The organism is Ruegeria sp. SCP11 (assembly GCF_040329455.1).
Taxonomy (GTDB): Bacteria; Pseudomonadota; Alphaproteobacteria; order Rhodobacterales; family Rhodobacteraceae; genus Ruegeria; species Ruegeria atlantica_E.
The window spans coordinates 92,194-112,004 of record NZ_JBDZYG010000017.1 but is presented as its reverse complement, the minus strand read 5'-3'; the positions used below and the strand labels follow the sequence as shown (position 1 = coordinate 112,004).

Sequence of the window (19,811 nt, the reverse complement as noted above, 5' to 3'; positions counted from 1 at the left end):
ACCACGATTTTCCCGCAGATCAACATAGCCCTGACCTGCCAATTGACGCAAAACCTCACGCAATGGCGTCCGAGAAAGATCAAACTCTTCGGAAAGCTTCGATTCGTCGAGATCGGTGCCCGGTTGCAAGCGCAATGTCAGGATCGACACCCGCAGGTGATCCCTGAGCACATCTTTGCGGGACTTTGCGTCTTCCTTCATTCAGGCTCTCCATTGGTTCGGTACGAATCGCATCGTTCCTACCGTGTCTCCTGTATTCCATCAAAATACAATTTGTATACATAAAAAAATAGTGCAACATAGATCAGCGACCACGCCAAGCTGAATGAGACACCCATGCGCCAACCGCGCCACATCACTTTCATCCTTATAGAGGAATTCTCGCACCTCGCCTTTTCCTGCGCAGTCGAGCCGCTTCGAATTGCGAATCTGGTCAGCGGAGAAGATCTTTACGAGTGGACGTTCCTCTCAGAGCACGGAGAACAGGCGGTGTGTTCTAACGGATCTGTGACATTGGTACATGGCGGGTTGGACGCTTTGCCAAAAACCGATCAGCTATTCGTGTTGTCCGGTATCCATATGCGAAACCACGTCACGCGACCGCTGCTGGCCACCCTGCGCCGTGAGCGGGCGCTGGGTACAGCCATTGGTGCGTTATGTTCGGGGGCGTGGCTTTTGGCCGAAGCAGGATTTCTGGACGGGATGCAGGCCGCGATTCACTGGGAATACCATGATGCGTTCATGGAGGCCTTTCCTGAGGTGAATCTTGTCCGCAGTGTCTTTGTGGCCGATGAGAAGCACATCACAGCCTCGGGTGGCACTGCAACGGCCGATCTGATGCTGCATCTGATCGGACAAGATCATGGTGAAGAACTGGCCATCGCAGTCGCCGACCAGATGGTTTACAACGCCGTGCGCAACGCCACTGCCAAGCAGCGTGTATCGCTACAATCGCGGAACGGCATGCGCAATGCTCACTTGGCCAACGCGATCCACATTATGAGGGACTGTATCGAGGCGCCAGTATCGCCTTCGCAGATTGCCGAGGATCTTGGGATATCTACGCGACAGCTGGAACGGCTGTTCGGCAAATACCTCAACTCCTCTCCCAAGAAGTATTTTATGGAACTTCGTCTGGAGCGCGCCCAGAAGTTGTTGCTTCAGACCGAGGCCTCGGTGACAGAAGTTGCAATGGCCTGTGGCTTCGAAAGCCCCGGCCATTTTTCGCGCGTGTACAGGTCCAGCTTTGGCGTCACACCGCATGCGCAAAAAAGCAAACTTAATTAACCGAAAGCGGCGGGGGGAGCTGCTCTGACCGTCGGCGAGCCCTGATGGTCAGGCGCTCACCCCCTGATCCCGCTCGTACCCCCTCGTTAAATTCAAACTCGTAAACTGATCAGCAGGATTGAGTGTTTGTACGCAGCGAAAGAGGCACAACTATTGCAAGATCGTGTCAGAGATATGTATCTTTTGGCTGGAACCGCAGAGTTTGCCTCATTTCCAGATCCGCCAAAATCTAGGCCAGCGCCGAAATCTATGCTCTTACGGCCACTTTTGTTTGCGTTAAAAAACCATTTATGACATTTTTATTTAGCCAGTTAAGGGACTATTTCTGCGAAAAATGGCGTTAAATCGCATCCGATTTTCTCTAAGAGTTTCTATGTCCTCATCAGGAGCTAGCCTTGGAGGACCCGCATGAATTTGGAATCCCACGAAGCCGCAGTAGAATTTGCGCCGCGTGTGATCTCGATAGCTAAACGCGAGCGACAGATTTGCCAGGCATCCAAAGCTGCCGAAGTCGCATTTGAGCGAATTTCACGTTTGGCCACGGATGGCGTTTCGGTTCATGGTGAATTGCAAGATCGCGTGTTTTCCATCTTCCGATGGTACTTCCTTTCGGCATTTTGTACGCGCCTTCTGACAGACGCGGCGCATCGGTTGGAGCATCAGACTTTGCAAGTTTCCGTCGACATTTTCAGCGCGGTGAAAATGGTGCTGACCGAAAGCGAAATCGAACGGTCAATGGCCTTGGTCAGTGTGGAGCAAACGTCTCCGGCGCTGGTACGGGCCAATGACATAGGTAGCCGGGGACACACTGTGGGTTGGGTTGCGGCCGGGTTGTACGAAGAAGGCCGCGATTTCCCGCACGAGATCAAGAATGCGCTGGCCGGTGCCTTGGCTGCTTCAACTCGGATCAACTGATCGCTTGAGAATAATGTCTTTGCTTCAGGCGCTGGTGGAAAAGCTGCAATACCTGCAGTAACACTCAAGAGGTCCGCTTGGTCCTTTCCAGAAAATTCGGAGGAGAATTGGTGGCGCCTAGGGGGAGCGTCGCCGAACGCCTAATCCACTGATAATAAAGATATTGTGGTGTGTCTCACCCTGGTGTCACACTGATGCTAGGGCAACGGTTGTTGTGTGGGCTCGTTTTGGATGCACGTTAAAGTGCTGCGCCAGCTCGCCCGTGTTGCGTCTGGAGGTTAAGCTGGCCGAGTGTTTATCCGAGTGTTGTGTGCAGAAAATGCCAGCCTGAAAGAAGTATTAAGCCGAGATACCAAGCAACTTCGGAATTGAAGCCGGGACTGGATGCATCCCGCTCCCTTGGGGCAAAGCAGCCACCGCATCTTCGATGCTGGCAGTGCTATGCTGATACCGGTCGCAACAAAACTGGGAGGCTCTGCCCACGTAGCGGACGGCGACACGATAACCATACAGAAAGCTCAAGTACGCCTATTTGGCGTTGATGGCCAGAAGTTAACCACCCTAGTGGCCCGAATGGTAAGGGCTTGGAGCCAGTTTTTTGAGAAAAGAATGCCTGGTTCCCTTATCCCCAGTTTAAAATCACGCGGGGTCTAATGATGAAAGCATAACTTCAAGTCTGTGACATTGTGCTAGCGAACCATTGTGGAGCTTTTCCAAAAATTTCGTTGCGGGCCTTGGTGCGGCCCGCAATATTTTTTGTGACGCCGGAAACACGGGGATTGGTTTTCAAACCCAAGCGGTGTCGTCGAAGAAGTAGAACTCATCTGCCACTAAATCTGTCGGCAAAACGACACCCGCATCTGTGAAGTTCGCGTCTCCGTCGTTCAACAACAGGGACAACGTGCCCGGAGACGCATCCGACGCGATCAACAGGTCCAGATCTCCGTCGCCGTCGTAATCTGCCGCGGCCTGTACGTTGCCGGTGATGCTTGGGTCGAAGGATTGCAGCACAAATTCCTTACCGCTGCCGGTATCGGCAACTTCATAGACACGCAGACCGGGATCAAGATTATCGTCGCTGGCGCCTGCACTGACAACTTCGATAGCGGCGTCACCATCGAAATTCCCACCCTCGACCAGGCCAACGAGGCCGACTTCATCTATTTCAACCGAAGGGCTGTTCCCTAGCTCGGTTTCACCTGTGCCATCGTTCAGCAAGGTGTAGATCCCGCGGCCCTCGCCGTTGGCGACAAAAAGCACGTCCTCATCGCCATCACCGTCCAGGTCCAGAATTTGGCCATCAAATTGGGTCTCGGGACCCGAACCGGTAGACCCGGACGAGGTCAGGTTGCCGGTCCCATCATTCAGATAGATGCTCACGCTGCTGGCCGTGGGCCCGGTCAGCGCTACAATATCGCCTGCGGTATTGCCGTCGAAATCACCGATCAAACCTTCCATGGAGGCAGCTGACACAATCTCGCTGCGTGACAAAAGGCTGAAACTGCCGGTTCCGTCGTTTTCTAAAAGAAAGGCTGTGTCGCCGTTTTCGTCAAACAACAGGATATCCTGGTCACCGTCCCCGTCGATGTCACCGGCATCTTTGGCTGCAAGAGACAAACCACCGAGTCCCAAAAACGGGAACAGCGAACTTGTCTTGATCTCCGAGGTCTTGGACTCGGGAAAAATTCCGGTGCCATCATTGGAAAAGAGGGTGGTGGTAAAAATGAATTCATCGGTCACACCCATCTCGGGCGGGACGGTGACGTTCACAGTCAGGAAATCAGTGTGCCCATCGCCATCAAAGTCTGCCGCCAAAGTACCGTTTTCGCCCGGCGTGATCCCCGTCTTGCGCGTTGTGAACTTGCCGGTTCCGTCATTAAGACCCAGAACCACCTCGCCGTTGTCAATGTACCACACATCAGGGGTCGGCTCGGGTGATGGATCTGTTGATACGGGCTCAAAGCGCAGAAAATCCGTGCGCAACGGCTCACCGCCATTGGCTTTGCCGACCAACGTGATCTGGTCACCTTTCTCAAGGGTCAGATTCTTGATTGTACGTTCCGCGCGACTACTCGCACTGGCCAGATCGCTTCCATCGGTACTGTCCCACTCGAAACTGTCGATCTCTTTGCCATTTAAAAGGACCCGCATAGACGAAACGCCGTCGGTTTCATCAAAATAGCCGATCGTAAAGTCAAAGGTTCCAGCTTTTTCCACCGTATAAAGCGCGCTGGCTTCGGCACCTTCTCTGGCCTGCAAAAACGCATCGCCCGAGGCGTTGGGATTTTCAACCACTCTGAAACCAGAGAGGATATCCAGCGTCTCAGCCTCGACAATGAATGGCTTGCCTGGTGAGGGAGGTGGCGGTCCATCGGCCGACGGTTCGAAGCGCAGAAAATCCGTTCGCAACGGCTCACCGCCATCGGCCTTACCGATCAACGTGATCTGGTCATCTTTCTCAAGGGTCAGATTCTTGATTGTACGTTCCGCGCGACTACTCGCATTGGCCAGATCGCTTCCATCGGTACTGTCCCACTCGAAACTGTCGATCTCGTTGCCATTTAACAGGACCCGCATAGACGAAACGCCGTCAGTTTCGTCAAAATAGCCGATCGTAAGGTCAAAAGTGCCGGCTTTTTCAACCGTATAAAGCGCTCTGGCTTCGGCACCTTCTCTGGCCTGCAAAAACGCATCGCCCGAGGCGTTGGGATTTTCAACCACTCTGAAACCAGAGAGGATATCCAGTGTCTCGGCCTCGACAATGAATGGCTTGCTTGGTGAGGGCGGAGGCGGCCCATCGGCCGACGGTGCAATATCCAAATAATCCGTGCGCAACGGCTCACCGCTATCGGCCCGACCACGCAGCACGACACTGTCTCCCGGGTTTAGCCAGACAGAGAGAACCGTGCGCTCTTGTAGCCCATCGGGTGTCACAATCCTGCTGCCGGTTGTGCTGTCCCATTGGAAACTGTCGACGACAATTCCGTTGACGACGAGTTCCATGTAAGAAACGCCGTCAGTCTCGTCGAAGTAACCGACAGTCAGATCAAAATAACCAGACTCACCTTCAAATAGCCCTCCGGCCCTGGAAATATCACCTTGGGCCTGCAAAAAGCTGTCGTCGGAGGCATGTGGATTTGTTTGGATTTTAAACCCGCTGTCAAAGCTGAATTTCTCAGCTTCATTTCGGCCTAGAGCCAGCGTGGCAGTAAAATCAGATTCAATAGGATCGTTGGGAATGGTATCGGGCATCGGGCCACCTCTTTAAAAAAAAATTACAGTTTTTAGGGATCTGAAAATCTTGTTCTTCAAAAGGTAGTGCCGACGATGTTGCCAGAAAAACCGATTCGAATCACGTTTCTCCTTCGTCTTGTCTCTTCGTCAGTCAACTGTCATTAAATAGTCCGCCTTGTCCGCAACTCGGACTTTTGTCCGTTTGCGGGAGAATTAAGGCGTCCGATGTAATGCTCTACGGAACCGTCAATCGTATCAATGCAGACAGAGCTGCGGCATCGACTTTAAAAAAAGGGCGCGCAGTTTTTGTCTATGAACCTTGCTTTTTCATCTGTGCCTTTATGGGATTGGAGAACAATTGCCTCGGCCAGCGCCAATTGCTCAGCGCTCGGGAGCCAACCCTGCTCCGCCTAAGCTTCAAGCCCAGCTCAGTGCGAAAAACCCAACGCGGCGGCAATCGCGTTGAGCGCTGCGTGTTGAGCAACACGGTCGGCCCGCGCATATCGTTTTGCGAGCGTTATAAGTGTGGTGGTTTCGTTTTTCTTTGTCATGATCTGTTTCCAGATGGGATCTGACCAAGTGTCCGCTACTAACCAGATCCCACAATCAGGCTGGATTGCTCATGTGTTAAGGAGAGTGCTGCGCAGTTTCGCGTGGCGAACACACCGGCGTCCACCTAAGGTCAAATTGAGTGTGCAGGGTTTTACCAGGTCCGTCGGGTAGTTGCCGAAGGTCTCTAGAGGTGCCGGATGTGCGTAAGAATCTGTGGTTGACTGACGCACGGCAAAGGGGGCGCATGAAGGTTTGGGAACAATTTGAAGCCAAGCTAGCCAGCGCAATCAGAACGAGTAGCAACTAGCCGATAGCAACGCGACGGAAGTACTGGAAACATTGGGTCTGCTTAACTACCTATATTGCATGATTAAATCGTTACGCCTGGCATTTGCGACGGCACTTTTTCTGTCTTCGTTTCCAGTGATCGCCGAGAACTCTATTTTGCCGGAACAAGGGTTCCCGAGAGGAGCCGAAGTAGCGTTTGAAGTCGTGTCCTGCATAAACACTGTGAATGGTCATGTTGAACCCGTTCTTGGAACACCTTGGGAACTGACACAAGCTGTCCTCGAACTGCCATATGAACATGAGCTCGAACGGTTAGCTGACGGGCTTTTTTTTTGTTGTTGGTAGAAGGCTTGGGTATCACGGGACTTGGGTAGTCCTTCTCGATATCTCTCGAAGCGATTGGTTGCGTATGAAGTCAGGGATGAAGAAGCGGACCTTTGGACTTTTGGAGCAAGTCTTGTGTCGACCGAAGTCATTTCCGCTCTGTAAGAATGCAGTGTGAGATGCGGTGGGTTCTGGGCCAATGAGTTTCCGATGTTCCCTCTCGAAGCTCCTACTGTAGCACCGTTGCCAAAGGAACAGAGGCTTCCAGACAACCTCTTAAAAAATGATGCTAACTTGCTGCCACCAATTGCAGAGGGCGAATAGAAACGCCGCATGAAATGTAACCTTTCCGCATGCCGTGTCTAGACAACGAGAGATGCGCACGCAGCTTTATTTTGTGTCACACCTGTGTGTTACACCGCTCTAAGGCTTGATACGAGTTGTTCTATTAGGTTTTGGTGGAGCCTAGGGGAGTCGAACCCCTGACCTCTTGCATGCCATGCAAGCGCTCTCCCAACTGAGCTAAGGCCCCATCTAGGTACTGCCGAAGCAGTGGACGGACGTTTATGAGACGGCGGCGGTGAGCGCAAGTCCAAAAAATGGAAAATGCCAAAAACTTTCCGACTTACGTCCTGGTCGGTATGAGGCGGCGGTGGGCCGCCTCTGACCGGTCTTAGTTTTCGTCTTCCGACGACATGTCGGTGATATCGTCCAGCGAGACGTTATCATTGCCGTCGTCATCATCGTCCAGCAGGTCGTCGTCCAGATCGACGTCGACATTGTCGTCATCATCCAGAACCAGATCTTCTTCCGACGCGTTCTCACGCGCCTTGGCCGAGGCCGCATCTTCCGCGTCAGCGGCGATCATCCGGCTTTTTCCGGTTTCCAGCTCCACGATCTCGCCAGTGTAGGGGCTGATGATCGGGTCCTTGTTCAGGTCATAAAACCGCTTACCGGTTGTCGGGCAAACGCGCTTTACGCCCCATTCTTCCTTGGGCATGTCAAATCCCCTTGATATCAGGTGAGTCGTAATAATGATTCAGGTCACGTGCCACATGCAGCAGGCACTGTCAAAGCCTTTGAGCAGGAGAAACAGGCATATGGGAGATCACGCACTGCCCGGTCGGCCTCCGGTGCCACTAACGTTACGCAAATCGGCACGGGCGCGGCGGATCAGCTTGCGGATTTCCCAGTTGGACGGGCGGGTTACACTGACCTATCCGCAGGGTGTGCCCGAGGCCGAGGCACTGGATTTCGCCCGTGTGAAAGAACAGTGGATACGTCAACATTTGCAGGATCGACCCGATCCGGCGGTGGTTCAGTATGGCCAAGTTATTCCCATCGAGGGGGTGGAGCGGCGAATCGTTCCGGCAAGCGGGCGACGGGTATTGCTGCAGGGCGACGAGATTGCGGTGCCCGAAGGGTCCGAGGCGCGGCGCCTGTCGCGGTTTCTGAAGGAACTGGCGCGGGATCGTCTGACCGGGGCCTGCGACGATTACGCCGCGATGCTGGGCAGGTCGTATTCCAGCCTGACAATCCGCGACACTCGGTCCCGTTGGGGGTCTTGCAGTTCCACCGGTGGGTTGATGTTCTCGTGGCGACTGATCCTCGCCCCATCTGAAATCCTGCACTACGTCGCTGCTCATGAAGTGGCGCATCTGGTCGAGATGAACCACTCAGCCGCTTTTTGGGCGCAGGTTGAACGAATTTTCGGCGACTTTCGCGATCAGCGGCGTTGGCTGCGCGACAACGGAGCGCAACTTCATCAGTACAGATTTGACGCCGCTGTGAGTTGACCCTGCTGATATTTGTGATCACATGGGCGAATGTTGACCGCACGCTCCTCTGAATCGCAAACCGTCACTCACGACAAAGTTTACCGCGCCCTGCGTTCGCGCATCATGCACGGAGAAATGGCACCTGGCCAGGCGTTGACCCTGCGAGGGATCGGCAAGGAGTTCGGTGTCTCAATGACCCCCGCGCGCGAGGCCGTGCGGCGGCTGGCGGCCGAGGGGGCGTTGTTCTTGTCCACGTCGGGCCGGGTCTCGACACCCGAGCTGACCAACGATCGGATCGAGGAACTGGCCGCCTTGCGCGCGCTGCTTGAGGTCGAACTGGCCAGCCGTGCTCTGCCGCGGGCACATATGGCGCTGATCGACCGGTTGCAGAGCATCAACATGAACGTGGCCGAAATGGTCACCAAGCGCGATGCCGTCGGCTATATCCGAACCAATCTCGAGTTTCACCGCACGCTTTATCTGCGGGCGCAGGCCCCGGCCATGTTGGCGATTGCGGAGACCGTTTGGCTGCAACTTGGCCCTACCATGCGCGCGCTCTACGGTCGGTTGCGGCGGACGGATCCTCCGCATAACCACAAGCTGATCATCGCAGCGTTGCAGGCAGGGGACGAGCCCGGATTGCGGCTGGCGGTTCGCTCGGACGTGACACAGGGCCTGCGGTTGCTGGTCAGCTGAGCGGCTTGTCGCCGAAGACCTGAAAATGCGCCTGATCGGCTTTGTCGTTGTGGCTTGGAGATTGGGTCTGGGTTACTCTGGACCAAATCACAACAAGAGCAGATTTCAGCCATGATCAATCGACGTATTTTTTCATTGGGGCTCGGGTCAACCTTGCTGGCCGCTTGTTCAACCGGTGCCCCCACCAGCGCACCCGCCTCTCGGATGCGGACGGTTCCCAATGCGGGGTGGGACGCCTGGGTTGCCGGCTTCAAAGGCCGGGCCGTATCGCAGGGAATTTCACAAACCACCCTCAACCGTGCCTTCCAGAGGGCAGGATATCTGCCCGACGTGATCGAGCGGGATCGCAATCAGGTCGAATTCAAACGCTCGCTGGAGGATTATTTGGCAATTGCCGCTTCGGACGAACGGATCGCCACCGGAAAGCAGATGCTGGTGCGCCACGCAGGCACCCTATCGCAGATCGAGGCGAAATACGGCGTCGATAAAGAAGTTGTAGTCGCCGTCTGGGGCTTGGAAAGCCGTTATGGTGCGCGGCGCGGTGATGTGCCAGTGATCTCGGCGACGTCCACGTTAGCTTATGACGGGCGGCGTGGCGCGTTCTTTGAAAAGCAACTCGTGGCCGCTTTGAAAATCATTCAGGAAGGTGACACGACACCCGACAAAATGACGGGTAGCTGGGCTGGGGCAATGGGACATACGCAGTTCATTCCCACGTCTTACCTAGCCTATGCAGTGGATTTCACCGGCGATGGGCGGCGAGATATCTGGTCGGATGACCCAGCGGATTCGCTGGCTTCAACCGCTGCCTATCTGGCGCGCGCGGGCTGGGTTCGTGGGCAACCTTGGGGCGGAGAAGTCGGAATGGTCTCAGGTACGCCCGTCGCGGTGTTGCAGCCGCAAAAGCCGGGGCCGCGTATCGCCGTTTTTCGCAATTTTCAGGTGATCAAGCGCTATAACAATTCAGACAGCTACGCGATCGGCGTTGGGCATCTGTCTGACCGGATTGCGGGTGGTGCGCCGTTTCAGGCCTCGTTCGGGCCGGACGCGACCGGTCTGACATTGGAGGATCGCAAAGAGCTTCAGCGACGTCTGACTTCGGCGGGCTATGACACCCAAGGCGCAGATGGCGTAATTGGCAATAACACCAAATCGGCCACCAGCGCCTATCAGCGTGCGAATTCCCTGCCGGTGACCGGGGAGCCATCGGTTGCGTTGCTGCGCAGCTTGGGAGGCTGACGGCTTACGCCGCCAGCCCTTTTGAACCGATATCCAGAAATTTCTGACGGCGGTCTTTGATCAGGGCCGCCGCATCTTTACCGTCCAGCTCTTGCAGCATGTCGGCAATTGCAGTGCGTACGGATTCGACCGTGGCAGGGCGATCACGGTGCGCACCGCCTTTGGGCTCAGCGATGATCCGGTCGCAAACGCCCAGCTTGTGCAGGTCTTGCGCGGTCAGGCGTAGTGCTTCGGCCGCTTCGCGCATTTTTTCAGCGTCCTTCCACAGGATCGAGGCACAGCCCTCGGGCGAAATCACCGAATAAACCGAATGTTCCAGCATCGCGACACGGTTCGCCGTGGCAAAGGCCACAGCCCCGCCCGAGCCACCTTCGCCGATGATCACCGAAACCAGCGGCACACCGATCTTCAGGCACATCTCGGTTGAGCGCGCGATGGCCTCGGACTGGCCCCGCTCCTCGGCACCTTTTCCGGGATAGGCGCCTGCTGTGTCGATCAGAGTGATAACGGGCAGCCCAAAGCGCCCGGCCATTTCCATCAGGCGCACAGCCTTGCGATACCCCTCGGGGCGGGCCATGCCGAAATTGCGTTCGATCCGCGATTTGGTGTCCGAACCTTTTTCGTGACCGATCACCATGACCGGCTGATCGTTGAACCGCGCCAGACCACCAATAACCGCCAGATCGTCCGCAAAGTTCCGGTCGCCGGCCAGCGGGGTGAATTCGGTGAACAGAGCATCCACGTAATCATTGCAATGAGGGCGTTCCGGATGGCGCGCCACCTGACATTTCCGCCAAGGGGTCAGATCGCCGTAAAGCTCTTCCAGCAGTTTGGCAGCCTTGGCGTCCAAGGCGGCGGCTTCTTCGGCCACGTCCATCTCTTCGTTGGCGCGAGCCAGCGCACGCAATTCCTCGGCCTTGCCTTCAATCTCGGCCAGGGGTTTTTCGAAATCCAGATACTGGGTCATGACGCCTCTCAACGCGGAAGTTCCCTGCTATATGACCTGAGGTCGCCCGGGATGCAACTCAGCAAGATTTGTGGATGCGGAATATGCAACCTCGGAAGGGCAAAGAGGAAGGAAGGGATGCCAATGGCAACCAGCTATGAAAATCGCATTCTGCGGGTGTTGGCTTATATCCATGACCATCCCGCCGGGGATCTGTCGCTGGATTCCTTGGCCGACGTCGCCGCCATGTCGCGGTTTCACTGGTATCGGGTGTTTCGCGCCCTGACCGGAGAAACCTGTGCGCAGGCGGTGCGCCGCATCCGGTTACACCGCGCGGCGGTTGGTCTGGTGCAATCTGAAAAGCCGGTGGCGCAGATCGCATCGGATGTCGGCTATCCCAACCAGAACTCTTTCGCGCGGGCCTTTTCCGAGGCCTATGGCAGCAGTCCCGCTGCCTTTCGTGAAGCCGGGCAGTTTCTGCCCGCCCATCCAAAGTTCAAAACCGGAGAGTATCCTATGCATCCAGTTACCACCCGTACCGAACCCGCCCGCCGCGTGGTCGCTCTGCCGCACAAAGGCGCCTATGCCGAGATAGGTAAAAGTTTTGAGGCCTTCAGCGCGCTGTGCGAGGCTCGCCAGCTATGGCCGCAGGTCGGCCCGGTGATTGGCATCTATTTGGACAGCCCCGACGCGCTTCCTGTCGAGGATTTGCGCAGCTACGCCGGGGCCGAGTTTCGCGGCGACGAGACACCAGAAGGGATGGAAACCGTGCAAATCCCCGGTGGCAAGACAGCCATTCTAACCTTCCAAGGCCCGTATTCAGGGCTTGCGGCTGCCTACCACAGCTTGTTCGGAAACTGGCTGCCGGAGTCTGGTGAAGAACCCACGGACCAGCCCTGCTATGAAATCTACCTGAACGATCCGCGCGATACCGCGCCCGAAGAATTGCTGACCGAAATCTGCTTGCCTCTGAAGTAGCTCAATTCGGCCACAGGACGGGGTAGAGCGAGGCGACCAGCAACGCCGCCATGGTCCAGTTGAACACCACCAGCCGGCGCGGGTTCGTCAGGACTCGCGCCATCTGCTGCCCTAAAACGGTCCATGTGCTGACCGAGGGCAGGTTCACCACCCCAAAAATCAGCGCCACGATCACGATGGCCTGCAGCGTGTGGTTCGGCGTGTAGGCCGTGGTGGCCGTCAGAGCCATCGCCCAGGCCTTGGGGTTGACCCATTGAAAGGCGGCGGCTTGTAGAAAGGTCATCGGATCGCCCTCGGAGGTCCCGGCCGTAGCCGGAGCAGCGTGGGCGATTTTCCATGCCAGAAATAGCAGATAGCCGACGGAAACAAGCTTCAGAACTGTGTAACTGACCGGATAGCGGTCAAACACCTGCACCAGACCGGCTCCGACCAGCAGAACCATGACGGTGAAACCCAGTCCGATCCCCAGCATATGTGGGATGGTCCGGCGAAAGCCGAAATTAGCGCCCGACGCCATCAGCATCAGGTTGTTCGGCCCCGGCGTGATGGACGAGACGAAAGCAAAGGCGATCAGGGCCAGGAGAATATCGTAGGTCATAGCGCGCATAATTGCTGAAAAATTGGCAAATGAAATTGCGTTTTGGAGTGTACTTGCACTATTCTTGCAATTTATGACGAAGATCGACCAAATAAACCGCCAAATATTGCAAGAGCTGATCCGGGATGGTCGCATCAGCAATCTGGAACTGGCCGACAGGGTTGGTCTGTCGCCGTCGGCCTGTCTGCGCCGTGTGCAAGAGTTAGAACGCGCTGGAGTGATCTCGGGCTATCGTGCGGTTCTGAACCCCGCCGCGCTTGGCGTGGGGTTCGTGGCCTATATTGGCGTCGGCCTTGGGGAGCACACTAAGGCTGCGCAGGAAGGCTTCGAGCGCGCCCTCCAGCGTGCGCCGGAAGTGGTGGAATGTCACAACATTACGGGCACGATCGAATACCTATTGCGCGTGGAGTGCGCTGACCTTCCTGCGTACAAAACGTTTCACACGGACGTGCTTGGAACGCTGCCGCATGTAACCTCAATCACGTCTTATGTGGTGATGGGCTCTCCCAAGGATACGCGTGCCTGAAAGGCGGGAAAGTGATTTTTAACTGTCTTGCCGGGCGAAAACTCAGGTCTTACTGTCATGTCAAAGGTCCAACAAATGGGGATCAACCTCAACTGGGCCAAATTCAGGGAGATGACCATGACATTCATCTGGACCGGTGCGCTTGCCGCAGCTTTGGCGTTGATTGCCGGGGCAGCCATATCCGCGCCATTGAAACTGCAACCCGCCAACCCACAACCCAACCCGCAGGCCGGGTTGAATGTGAAGTACTTTGGTACAGGCAATCAACACAAAAAAATCCGAGATCTGAACCAGGCAAAAAGCCTGCTGTCTCAAGCGCAGCCCGGAAAACCGTTGCGGGGGTTGGATTATAGAGACACCAGTAAGGGTGAGGATGTCATGACGTTCGACGGCGCTTACAATGTCGCCGCCGAGGTCACGGGGTATATGCGTTTTGATTCACCCGGAACTTACGAACTCGAAACATGGTCGAACGACGGAATAGAAGCTTGGGTTGGTGGCCAACAGATTGGCCACGTGAATGGTGTTCAAGGATGTGAAGCCAATCAACGAACCGAAGTCGAGGTTCCACAGGCAGGATGGTATCCTCTGAAAATATTCTATTACCAGAAGCTAGGAACGTCTTGCCTAATGATGAAATCGGGCAAGCAAGGCGAGAAGTTTACCTGGACGCCCAACAACGTCTTCGGTCGGTAACAAAAGGCGCCCCGCAGGGCGCCTTTTCTCTAAAGTCAGCCGTTGGCGGCGATCAGCTCGGCTTGAGCCACGATCACTTCGGCCTGCTTGATAGAGGCGATGTCGACCAGGCGCCCTTTGTAGACAGTTGCGCCTTCACCATTGGCCTTCGCCTGCTCCATGGCAGCCAGAATCTCGCGTGCCTCAGACACCGCTTCATCCGACGGGGTGAACACCTGATTGGCCAAGGCGATCTGTTTCGGGTGGATCGCCCATTTCCCGACCATGCCAAGCGTAGCTGAGCGTTTGGCCTGCGCGATGTAGCCCTCATCATCCGAGAAATCGCCGAACGGCCCGTCGACCGGCAGCACACCATGGGTGCGGCAGGCGGCGACGATGGCGGCCTGCGCCCAGTGCCACGGATCAGACCAGTGCTTTTCACCTTCGCGCAGCATGTAGTAGTTTTCCTGCGTGCCGCCGATGCCAGTGGTCTGCATCCCCATTGACGCTGCGAAATCCGCAGCACCCAGGCTCATCGCCTGCATCCGGGGGGACGACGCCGCGATTTCTTCGACGTGGGCAATGCCAGCAGCGGATTCGATGATGACCTCGAACGAAATCGGCTTGGTGCGTCCCTTGGCGCGCTCAATGGCGGTCACCAACGCATCCACGGCATAGACATCCTCTGCACAGCCGACCTTGGGGATCATGAATTGATCCAGACGGTCCCCGGCCTGCTCCAACAGATCGACCACGTCACGATACCAATAAGGCGTATCCAGGCCGTTGATGCGTACGGACATGTACTTGCTGCCCCAGTCGACGGTGTTCAGAGCCTCGATCACGTTGGCGCGGGCAGCATCCTTGTCTGAAGGCGCAACCGAGTCCTCAAGGTCGAGGTTGATCACATCCGCCGCAGACGCGGCCATTTTCGGGAACAGTTTGGTATTTGATCCCGGCCCGAACAGCTGACAACGGTTGGGGCGCGCAGGTGCGGCAGGTTGAAGGCGAAAGCTCATTTGGACCTCGTGAGAGAAATGAAATTACAATTTTCCTACTCATTGAGGTATTAAATTGCGCGAACATACGCAAGCGTCTTTGTGCATCTGCGGCAATGCATTCGCAGCATTCGTCGCGATACAGCACTTCATCCGTGATTAAAGTTTGATCACTGTGAAAACTTGAAAGATTCTTGTGCTCTGCAGTGAACTCACGCGAAAATTTCCCGTTCGACCCGGTTGAGTCGGATGAAAACGCGAAACACTCGTTGGGCAGGTCCCATAGGCTGCGCCGGAATCAAAGGAGGGAACCGCAATGATCGAGACACCGTACCTGCTGTTTTTGGGCGATGCGCCCGACCAATTGGCGGCCAAAGTGGCCATCGGTATTCGGGACTGGCGTCCTGAAAATGCCGTGGGCCAGTTTCGGATGGACGGCTGCAAGGCCGACCTGGGCTTGACTGACATGACCCTGGCCGAGGCCAAAGAGGCCGGAGCAAAGACTCTGGTCATTGGTGTGGCCAACCGTGGCGGTGTAATCAGCCAAGCCTGGAAAGAGGTCCTAATTGCCGCGCTGGATATGGGATATGACCTCGCCTCGGGTCTGCACAACCTGCTGCGGGACGAAGGTGATCTGGTCGCCGCGGCGCAGACGCACGGTGGTACTTTGCATGACGTTCGCGTGCCGACCGTTGGGTACCCGATTGCCAACGGTAAGAAACGCACTGGCAAACGGTGCTTGGCCGTTGGAACCGATTGCTCGGCAGGCAAAATGTACACCGCAATGTCGATGGATGCCGAAATGCGCAAGCGCGGTATGAAATCGACCTTCCGCGCTACGGGTCAGACCGGCATCCTGATCACCGGTCAGGGCGTTCCGCTGGACGCAGTGGTTGCGGATTTCATGGCCGGTTCGGTTGAATACCTGACACCCGAAAACGATGCGGACCATTGGGACCATATTGAGGGGCAGGGATCGCTGTTCCATGTCTCCTATTCCGGTGTGACCATGGCGCTGATCCACGGTGGTCAGCCCGACGCGCTGATCCTGTGCCACGAACCGACCCGTACGCATATGCGCGGTCTGCCGGAGTACTCTGTGCCGACGCTCGCGCAGCTGCGTGACACGGCACTGCCATTGGCGCGAGTTGCCAATCCCGACTGCCAGGTCGCCGGCATCTCGATCAACACACAGCATCTGAGCGAAGACGACGCACGTGCCTATATCGAGCAGGTCGAGGCCGAGATGGGACTGCCCGCCACCGACCCCTATCGCTTTGGCGCGGGTAAGCTGGTCGACGCACTGGCCGCGATGTGATCAAAAAGGCCCGTCGGGGATACCTCCGGCGGGCTTACTTAGGAAAATATGAAGGAGCAGGCGCGTGCAGATTGAAGTCTCTCGTGATGTATTCCGGCTGGCGCAAGTCTTTACCATTTCGCGCGGATCGCGGACCGAAGCCAAGGTGCTGACCGTGCGCGTATCTGATGGCGTTCATCAGGGCTGGGGTGAATGCGTGCCCTACGCACGCTACGATGAGACGCTGGAGTCTGTTGAGGCTGAAATCGCCGGGCTGCCCGATGCGTTCGATCGCGCTCAGCTGATGGATCTGCTGCCTGCAGGTGCCGCCCGCAACGCGGTGGATTGCGCACTGTGGGATCTGGAGGCCAAGCGCGCCGGAAAACGCGCATGGGACTTGGCCGGGCTGCCAGTTCCAGGGGCCGAGATCACCGCCTATACCCTGTCGCTGGATACGCCCGAGAAGATGCAGGCGCAGGCGGCGGCTAACGCGCATCGGCCGCTGTTGAAGATCAAACTGGGCACTCCGGATGACATGCCCCGCCTCGAGGCCGTCCGCGCAGGTGCACCCAATTCCAAGATTATCGTTGACGCCAATGAGGGATGGTCGGCCGAAGTGTATGCCGATCTGGCGCCGCATCTGGTGCGGCTGGGTGTAGCACTGGTAGAACAGCCTCTGCCCGCCGGTGAAGACGACGCGCTGATCGGAATGGAGCGCCCGGTGCCAGTTTGTGCCGACGAGTCCTGTCATGATCGGGCCAGCCTGCCCGGCCTGAAGGGTAAGTATGATGTGGTCAACATTAAGCTCGACAAGACCGGCGGCTTGACCGAGGCGCTGGCCCTGCGCGAACAGGCCCTGGCCGAGGGCTATCAGGTGATGGTCGGCTGCATGGTCGGCAGCTCTCTAGCCATGGCACCTGCGACACTGCTGGCGCAGGGTGCGATGGTCACAGACCTTGACGGCCCGCTCCTGTTGGCAGAAGACCGCGACAACCCGCTGATATTTGATGACGCCGGAGTGCATCCGCCTGTGGCTGCGCTTTGGGGCTGAGGAGACAAGACATGACCCGCACCGTTTACGTAAATGGCGAATACCTGCCCGAGACCGAGGCCAAGGTGTCCATCTTTGACCGTGGTTTCCTTTTTGCTGACGCCGTCTATGAAGTCACCAGTGTTCTGGACGGCAAGCTGATTGATTTCGAGGGGCACGCTGTGCGTCTGAAGCGGTCTCTGGATGAACTGGAGATGGCTGAGCCCTGCACCAAGGAAGAGCTGCTGGAAATTCACCGCAAGTTGGTCGAGCTGAACGGCATTGAAGAAGGCCTTGTGTATCTGCAAGTGAGCCGCGGGTCGGACGGCGACCGGGACTTTGTGTTCCCTTCGGCGGATACCAAACCCAGCCTAGTGCTGTTCACCCAGAACAAGCCTGGTTTGGCCGACAGTCCTGCTGCGAAAAAGGGTGCCAAGATCATCTCGATTGAGGACATCCGCTGGGGCCGCCGCGATATCAAAACCGTGCAGCTGCTGTATCCGTCGATGGGTAAAATGATGGCAAAGAAAGCCGGTTGCGATGATGCGTGGTTGGTCGAAGATGGGTATGTCACCGAGGGCACCAGCAACAACGCCTATTTTGTCAAGAACGGCAAGATTGTCACCCGCCCGTTGTCCAATGACATTTTGCACGGCATCACGCGTAAGGCCGTGCTGCGCATGGCGGCAGAGGCGCAGATGGAAATCGAAGAACGCCTGTTTACGATCGACGAGGCGAAAGAGGCTGATGAAGCGTTCACCACCTCGGCAAGCGCATTTGTCATGCCGGTAGTAGAAATCGACGGCGTAGCGCTGGGCGATGGCACTCCGGGTCCGATCGCCAACCGTTTGCGCGAGATCTATCTGGACGAAAGCCGTAAGGCCGCGATTTAAACAAAAAGGCCCGCCAAATCGGCGGGCCTTTTTCGTTCCGGGCGTTAGCCCTTTTTCCCCACATTCTCTTCGAACGCGACCTTGAAGGCGGCCTGCTTCTCGGGGCTGGCCTCGGTTTGGTAGTTGGCTTTCCATTCATCCATGGTCATGCCGTAGAAAATCTGACGGGCCTCGTCCTTGCCCATCTCGATGCCTTTTTCATTGGCCGCTTCCTGATACCAGCGCGACAGGCAGTTTCGGCAGAACCCCGCTAGATTCATCATATCGATGTTCTGTACGTCGGTGCGATCTTCCATCAGGTGTTTCTGCAGCCGACGGAACGCGGCGGCCTGAAGTTCGATTTCGGTTTGCTTGTCCATTGTCGGGCTCCCAATGAGTGTCATGCGTCTTGTGCCTGACCTAACAATCCGAAAGCTTTGTTACAATAAACAGGAAGGGCCAACAGGCCCTTCCCAGCGGGGGATATCGATTTTATGCCAGCTTTAAGGCCAGCCACGGCATTAGGCAGAAAACGATTGTCAGGATCTTGTAGTTGGCTAGATACCTGAAGTAGGCCCTTTTTGCATCGCCCGGTTCCATCTGGAACATCCGGCCGTGTATCCCGGCAGCCCAGTCCTGCAGGGTTACGATCAACAGGGCAGATAACGCCAAAAGGGCAAAGTTAAGGACCGTCATCCAGCCGAAGACGGTCGTCAGGAATTCCTGAGTCATGGTCGTCTCCTTTCCCATAAAATATGGGGTTCAAAGGATGCCCTCACAAGAACGTAAGGCGTTGAATCGACCTTGTTTGACCCTACGTCACAGACCGCTTTCGCCCAAAGCGTCCTGCAGGATCACGGCCAGACGTTCGGCCCATTCACGCTGGCCGGCATTGTCTGCAATCAGGTCATTACGCAGCTCGATCAGGGCATTTGGGCGGCCATGTGTTGTGCAGTGGCGGTCAATCGCGTCACCGGGCAGCACACCGGTATAAGGTTCATTTACACCGACGCAAAGGTCTGTTTCGGCCTCAAGCCGGTTTATCAACGGGCGCGAGAAACGTTCATCCGGGGTGTGCAACACGCCGATATGCCATGGGCGCGGCTCGCGGCCACGCAGTTGGCGAGTGAAAGAATGCATTGAGACGATCACCGCGTGCGGCAGGCCTGCCATTTGCTCTAACGCCTTGTGGTAAGGGCGGTAGCACATATTTAGACGCCGCTTGCGCTCGGCTGCGTCGGCGCGGCGGTTGCCGGGAATGATCGAGCCGTCATAAAGCTTCATGAGAAGGGTCGGGTCATCCTCGCCCCGGTTTGGGTCGATCACGAGCCGAGAGAAATTGGCGGCGATGACGGGGGCATTCAATATCTCACCCAGATGCTTGGACACCTCATAGGCACCCACGTCATAAGCGATGTGACGTTCCATATCCTCGCGCGGCAGGCCGAGGTCTCCGCCGTTGATTTCGGGCGGCACTGTGTTGGTTGCGTGGTCGCATGTGATCAACCAGCGCGAGGGGCGATCAGCACCATGGATAAAAAACGGGGAATACGTCATAAGCCTGTCATCTAGTTTGTC

At 56.5% G+C, this 19,811-nt stretch carries 21 protein-coding genes and 1 tRNA gene; 11 read left to right on the top strand and 11 right to left on the bottom strand.

Translation table 11 applies throughout. The features are described from left to right. Window positions 1–201: GntR family transcriptional regulator (locus tag ABLN94_RS21380; RefSeq protein ID WP_352996256.1), on the bottom strand; the 201-nt coding region annotated here is incomplete at its 3' end. Window positions 202–336: 135 nt separating this feature from the next. Between ABLN94_RS21380 and ABLN94_RS21375 the strand changes: the two genes are divergently transcribed. Continuing rightward, window positions 337–1,287: a GlxA family transcriptional regulator gene (locus ABLN94_RS21375; protein WP_352996254.1), complete on the top strand. Its 951-nt coding sequence runs from the start codon at window positions 337–339 to the stop codon at window positions 1,285–1,287. A gap of 408 nt (window positions 1,288–1,695) precedes the next feature. Next, window positions 1,696–2,202 (top strand): hypothetical protein, encoded by a 507-nt coding sequence (locus tag ABLN94_RS21370; RefSeq protein WP_170493603.1) that lies wholly within the window; start codon window positions 1,696–1,698, stop codon window positions 2,200–2,202. Between the two features lie 786 nt (window positions 2,203–2,988). On the opposite strand, the gene ABLN94_RS21365 is transcribed toward ABLN94_RS21370, so the two are convergent. The 4 genes from ABLN94_RS21365 to ABLN94_RS21350 form a co-directional block, all read right to left on the bottom strand. Continuing rightward, window positions 2,989–5,454, bottom strand: a complete 2,466-nt coding sequence (locus tag ABLN94_RS21365; RefSeq protein WP_352996252.1) for an FG-GAP repeat domain-containing protein — start codon at window positions 5,452–5,454, stop codon at window positions 2,989–2,991. A 410-nt stretch (window positions 5,455–5,864) separates the two neighbouring features. Further along, window positions 5,865–5,987 (bottom strand): hypothetical protein, encoded by a 123-nt coding sequence (locus ABLN94_RS21360; protein ID WP_352996250.1) that lies wholly within the window; start codon window positions 5,985–5,987, stop codon window positions 5,865–5,867. Window positions 5,988–7,056: 1,069 nt separating this feature from the next. Beyond that, a tRNA-Ala gene (locus ABLN94_RS21355) sits at window positions 7,057–7,132 on the bottom strand. 141 nt (window positions 7,133–7,273) lie between these two features. Then, window positions 7,274–7,600, bottom strand: a complete 327-nt coding sequence (locus ABLN94_RS21350) for a TIGR02300 family protein (RefSeq protein ID WP_352996248.1) — start codon at window positions 7,598–7,600, stop codon at window positions 7,274–7,276. 100 nt (window positions 7,601–7,700) lie between these two features. Here ABLN94_RS21350 and ABLN94_RS21345 point away from each other — a divergent pair, with 100 nt between their 5' ends. From ABLN94_RS21345 to ABLN94_RS21335, 3 genes are all read left to right on the top strand, one after another. Beyond that, on the top strand, window positions 7,701–8,396 hold the full coding sequence (locus tag ABLN94_RS21345) for a M48 family metallopeptidase (protein ID WP_352996246.1): 696 nt from the start codon (window positions 7,701–7,703) through the stop codon (window positions 8,394–8,396). Window positions 8,397–8,426: 30 nt separating this feature from the next. Then, complete coding sequence (locus ABLN94_RS21340) at window positions 8,427–9,074, top strand: GntR family transcriptional regulator (RefSeq protein WP_352996244.1); 648 nt, start codon at window positions 8,427–8,429, stop codon at window positions 9,072–9,074. A 111-nt stretch (window positions 9,075–9,185) separates the two neighbouring features. Further along, window positions 9,186–10,313, top strand: coding sequence for a lytic murein transglycosylase (locus tag ABLN94_RS21335; RefSeq protein ID WP_352996242.1), 1,128 nt, complete (start codon window positions 9,186–9,188; stop codon window positions 10,311–10,313). A 4-nt stretch (window positions 10,314–10,317) separates the two neighbouring features. Here the strand turns inward: ABLN94_RS21335 and ABLN94_RS21330 are convergent, their stop codons facing one another. Next, complete coding sequence (locus tag ABLN94_RS21330) at window positions 10,318–11,280, bottom strand: acetyl-CoA carboxylase carboxyltransferase subunit alpha (protein WP_352996240.1); 963 nt, start codon at window positions 11,278–11,280, stop codon at window positions 10,318–10,320. A gap of 123 nt (window positions 11,281–11,403) precedes the next feature. Here ABLN94_RS21330 and ABLN94_RS21325 point away from each other — a divergent pair, with 123 nt between their 5' ends. After that, window positions 11,404–12,237 carry an AraC family transcriptional regulator gene (locus ABLN94_RS21325; RefSeq protein WP_352996238.1) on the top strand — a complete coding sequence of 278 codons (834 nt, stop codon included), beginning with the start codon at window positions 11,404–11,406 and terminating at the stop codon, window positions 12,235–12,237. 1 nt (window position 12,238) lies between these two features. Here the strand turns inward: ABLN94_RS21325 and ABLN94_RS21320 are convergent, their stop codons facing one another. Continuing rightward, window positions 12,239–12,835, bottom strand: a complete 597-nt coding sequence (locus ABLN94_RS21320; protein WP_352996237.1) for a LysE family translocator — start codon at window positions 12,833–12,835, stop codon at window positions 12,239–12,241. Window positions 12,836–12,908: 73 nt separating this feature from the next. On the opposite strand from ABLN94_RS21320, the gene ABLN94_RS21315 reads away from it, so the two are divergent. Then, window positions 12,909–13,361, top strand: coding sequence for an Lrp/AsnC family transcriptional regulator (locus tag ABLN94_RS21315; protein WP_352996235.1), 453 nt, complete (start codon window positions 12,909–12,911; stop codon window positions 13,359–13,361). Window positions 13,362–13,478: 117 nt separating this feature from the next. Then, entirely contained in the window at window positions 13,479–14,057 is a 579-nt protein-coding gene (locus ABLN94_RS21310; protein ID WP_352996233.1) for a PA14 domain-containing protein, read from the top strand. 35 nt (window positions 14,058–14,092) lie between these two features. Here ABLN94_RS21310 and ABLN94_RS21305 read toward each other — a convergent pair whose 3' ends face one another. Next, a complete protein-coding gene (locus ABLN94_RS21305) occupies window positions 14,093–15,055 on the bottom strand; it encodes an L-malyl-CoA/beta-methylmalyl-CoA lyase (protein ID WP_352996231.1) in 963 nt (320 codons plus the stop codon). Between the two features lie 295 nt (window positions 15,056–15,350). On the opposite strand from ABLN94_RS21305, the gene dgcN reads away from it, so the two are divergent. From dgcN to ABLN94_RS21290, 3 genes are all read left to right on the top strand, one after another. Then, window positions 15,351–16,352, top strand: a complete 1,002-nt coding sequence (gene dgcN / locus ABLN94_RS21300) for an N-acetyltransferase DgcN (RefSeq protein WP_352996229.1) — start codon at window positions 15,351–15,353, stop codon at window positions 16,350–16,352. Between the two features lie 64 nt (window positions 16,353–16,416). Further along, window positions 16,417–17,382, top strand: a complete 966-nt coding sequence (gene dgcA / locus ABLN94_RS21295) for an N-acetyl-D-Glu racemase DgcA (protein ID WP_352996228.1) — start codon at window positions 16,417–16,419, stop codon at window positions 17,380–17,382. An 11-nt stretch (window positions 17,383–17,393) separates the two neighbouring features. After that, window positions 17,394–18,254: a D-amino-acid transaminase gene (locus ABLN94_RS21290; RefSeq protein WP_352996226.1), complete on the top strand. Its 861-nt coding sequence runs from the start codon at window positions 17,394–17,396 to the stop codon at window positions 18,252–18,254. Window positions 18,255–18,298: 44 nt separating this feature from the next. Here ABLN94_RS21290 and ABLN94_RS21285 read toward each other — a convergent pair whose 3' ends face one another. The 3 genes from ABLN94_RS21285 to ABLN94_RS21275 form a co-directional block, all read right to left on the bottom strand. Beyond that, the gene (locus tag ABLN94_RS21285) at window positions 18,299–18,613 is read right to left on the bottom strand and encodes a DUF1244 domain-containing protein (RefSeq protein ID WP_352996224.1); all 315 of its coding nucleotides are present in this window, start codon (window positions 18,611–18,613) and stop codon (window positions 18,299–18,301) included. 112 nt (window positions 18,614–18,725) lie between these two features. Next, complete coding sequence (locus ABLN94_RS21280; RefSeq protein ID WP_352996222.1) at window positions 18,726–18,965, bottom strand: DUF6868 family protein; 240 nt, start codon at window positions 18,963–18,965, stop codon at window positions 18,726–18,728. An 87-nt stretch (window positions 18,966–19,052) separates the two neighbouring features. Further along, window positions 19,053–19,790 carry an N-formylglutamate amidohydrolase gene (locus tag ABLN94_RS21275; protein ID WP_352996260.1) on the bottom strand — a complete coding sequence of 246 codons (738 nt, stop codon included), beginning with the start codon at window positions 19,788–19,790 and terminating at the stop codon, window positions 19,053–19,055. Window positions 19,791–19,811: the final 21 nt, after the last annotated feature.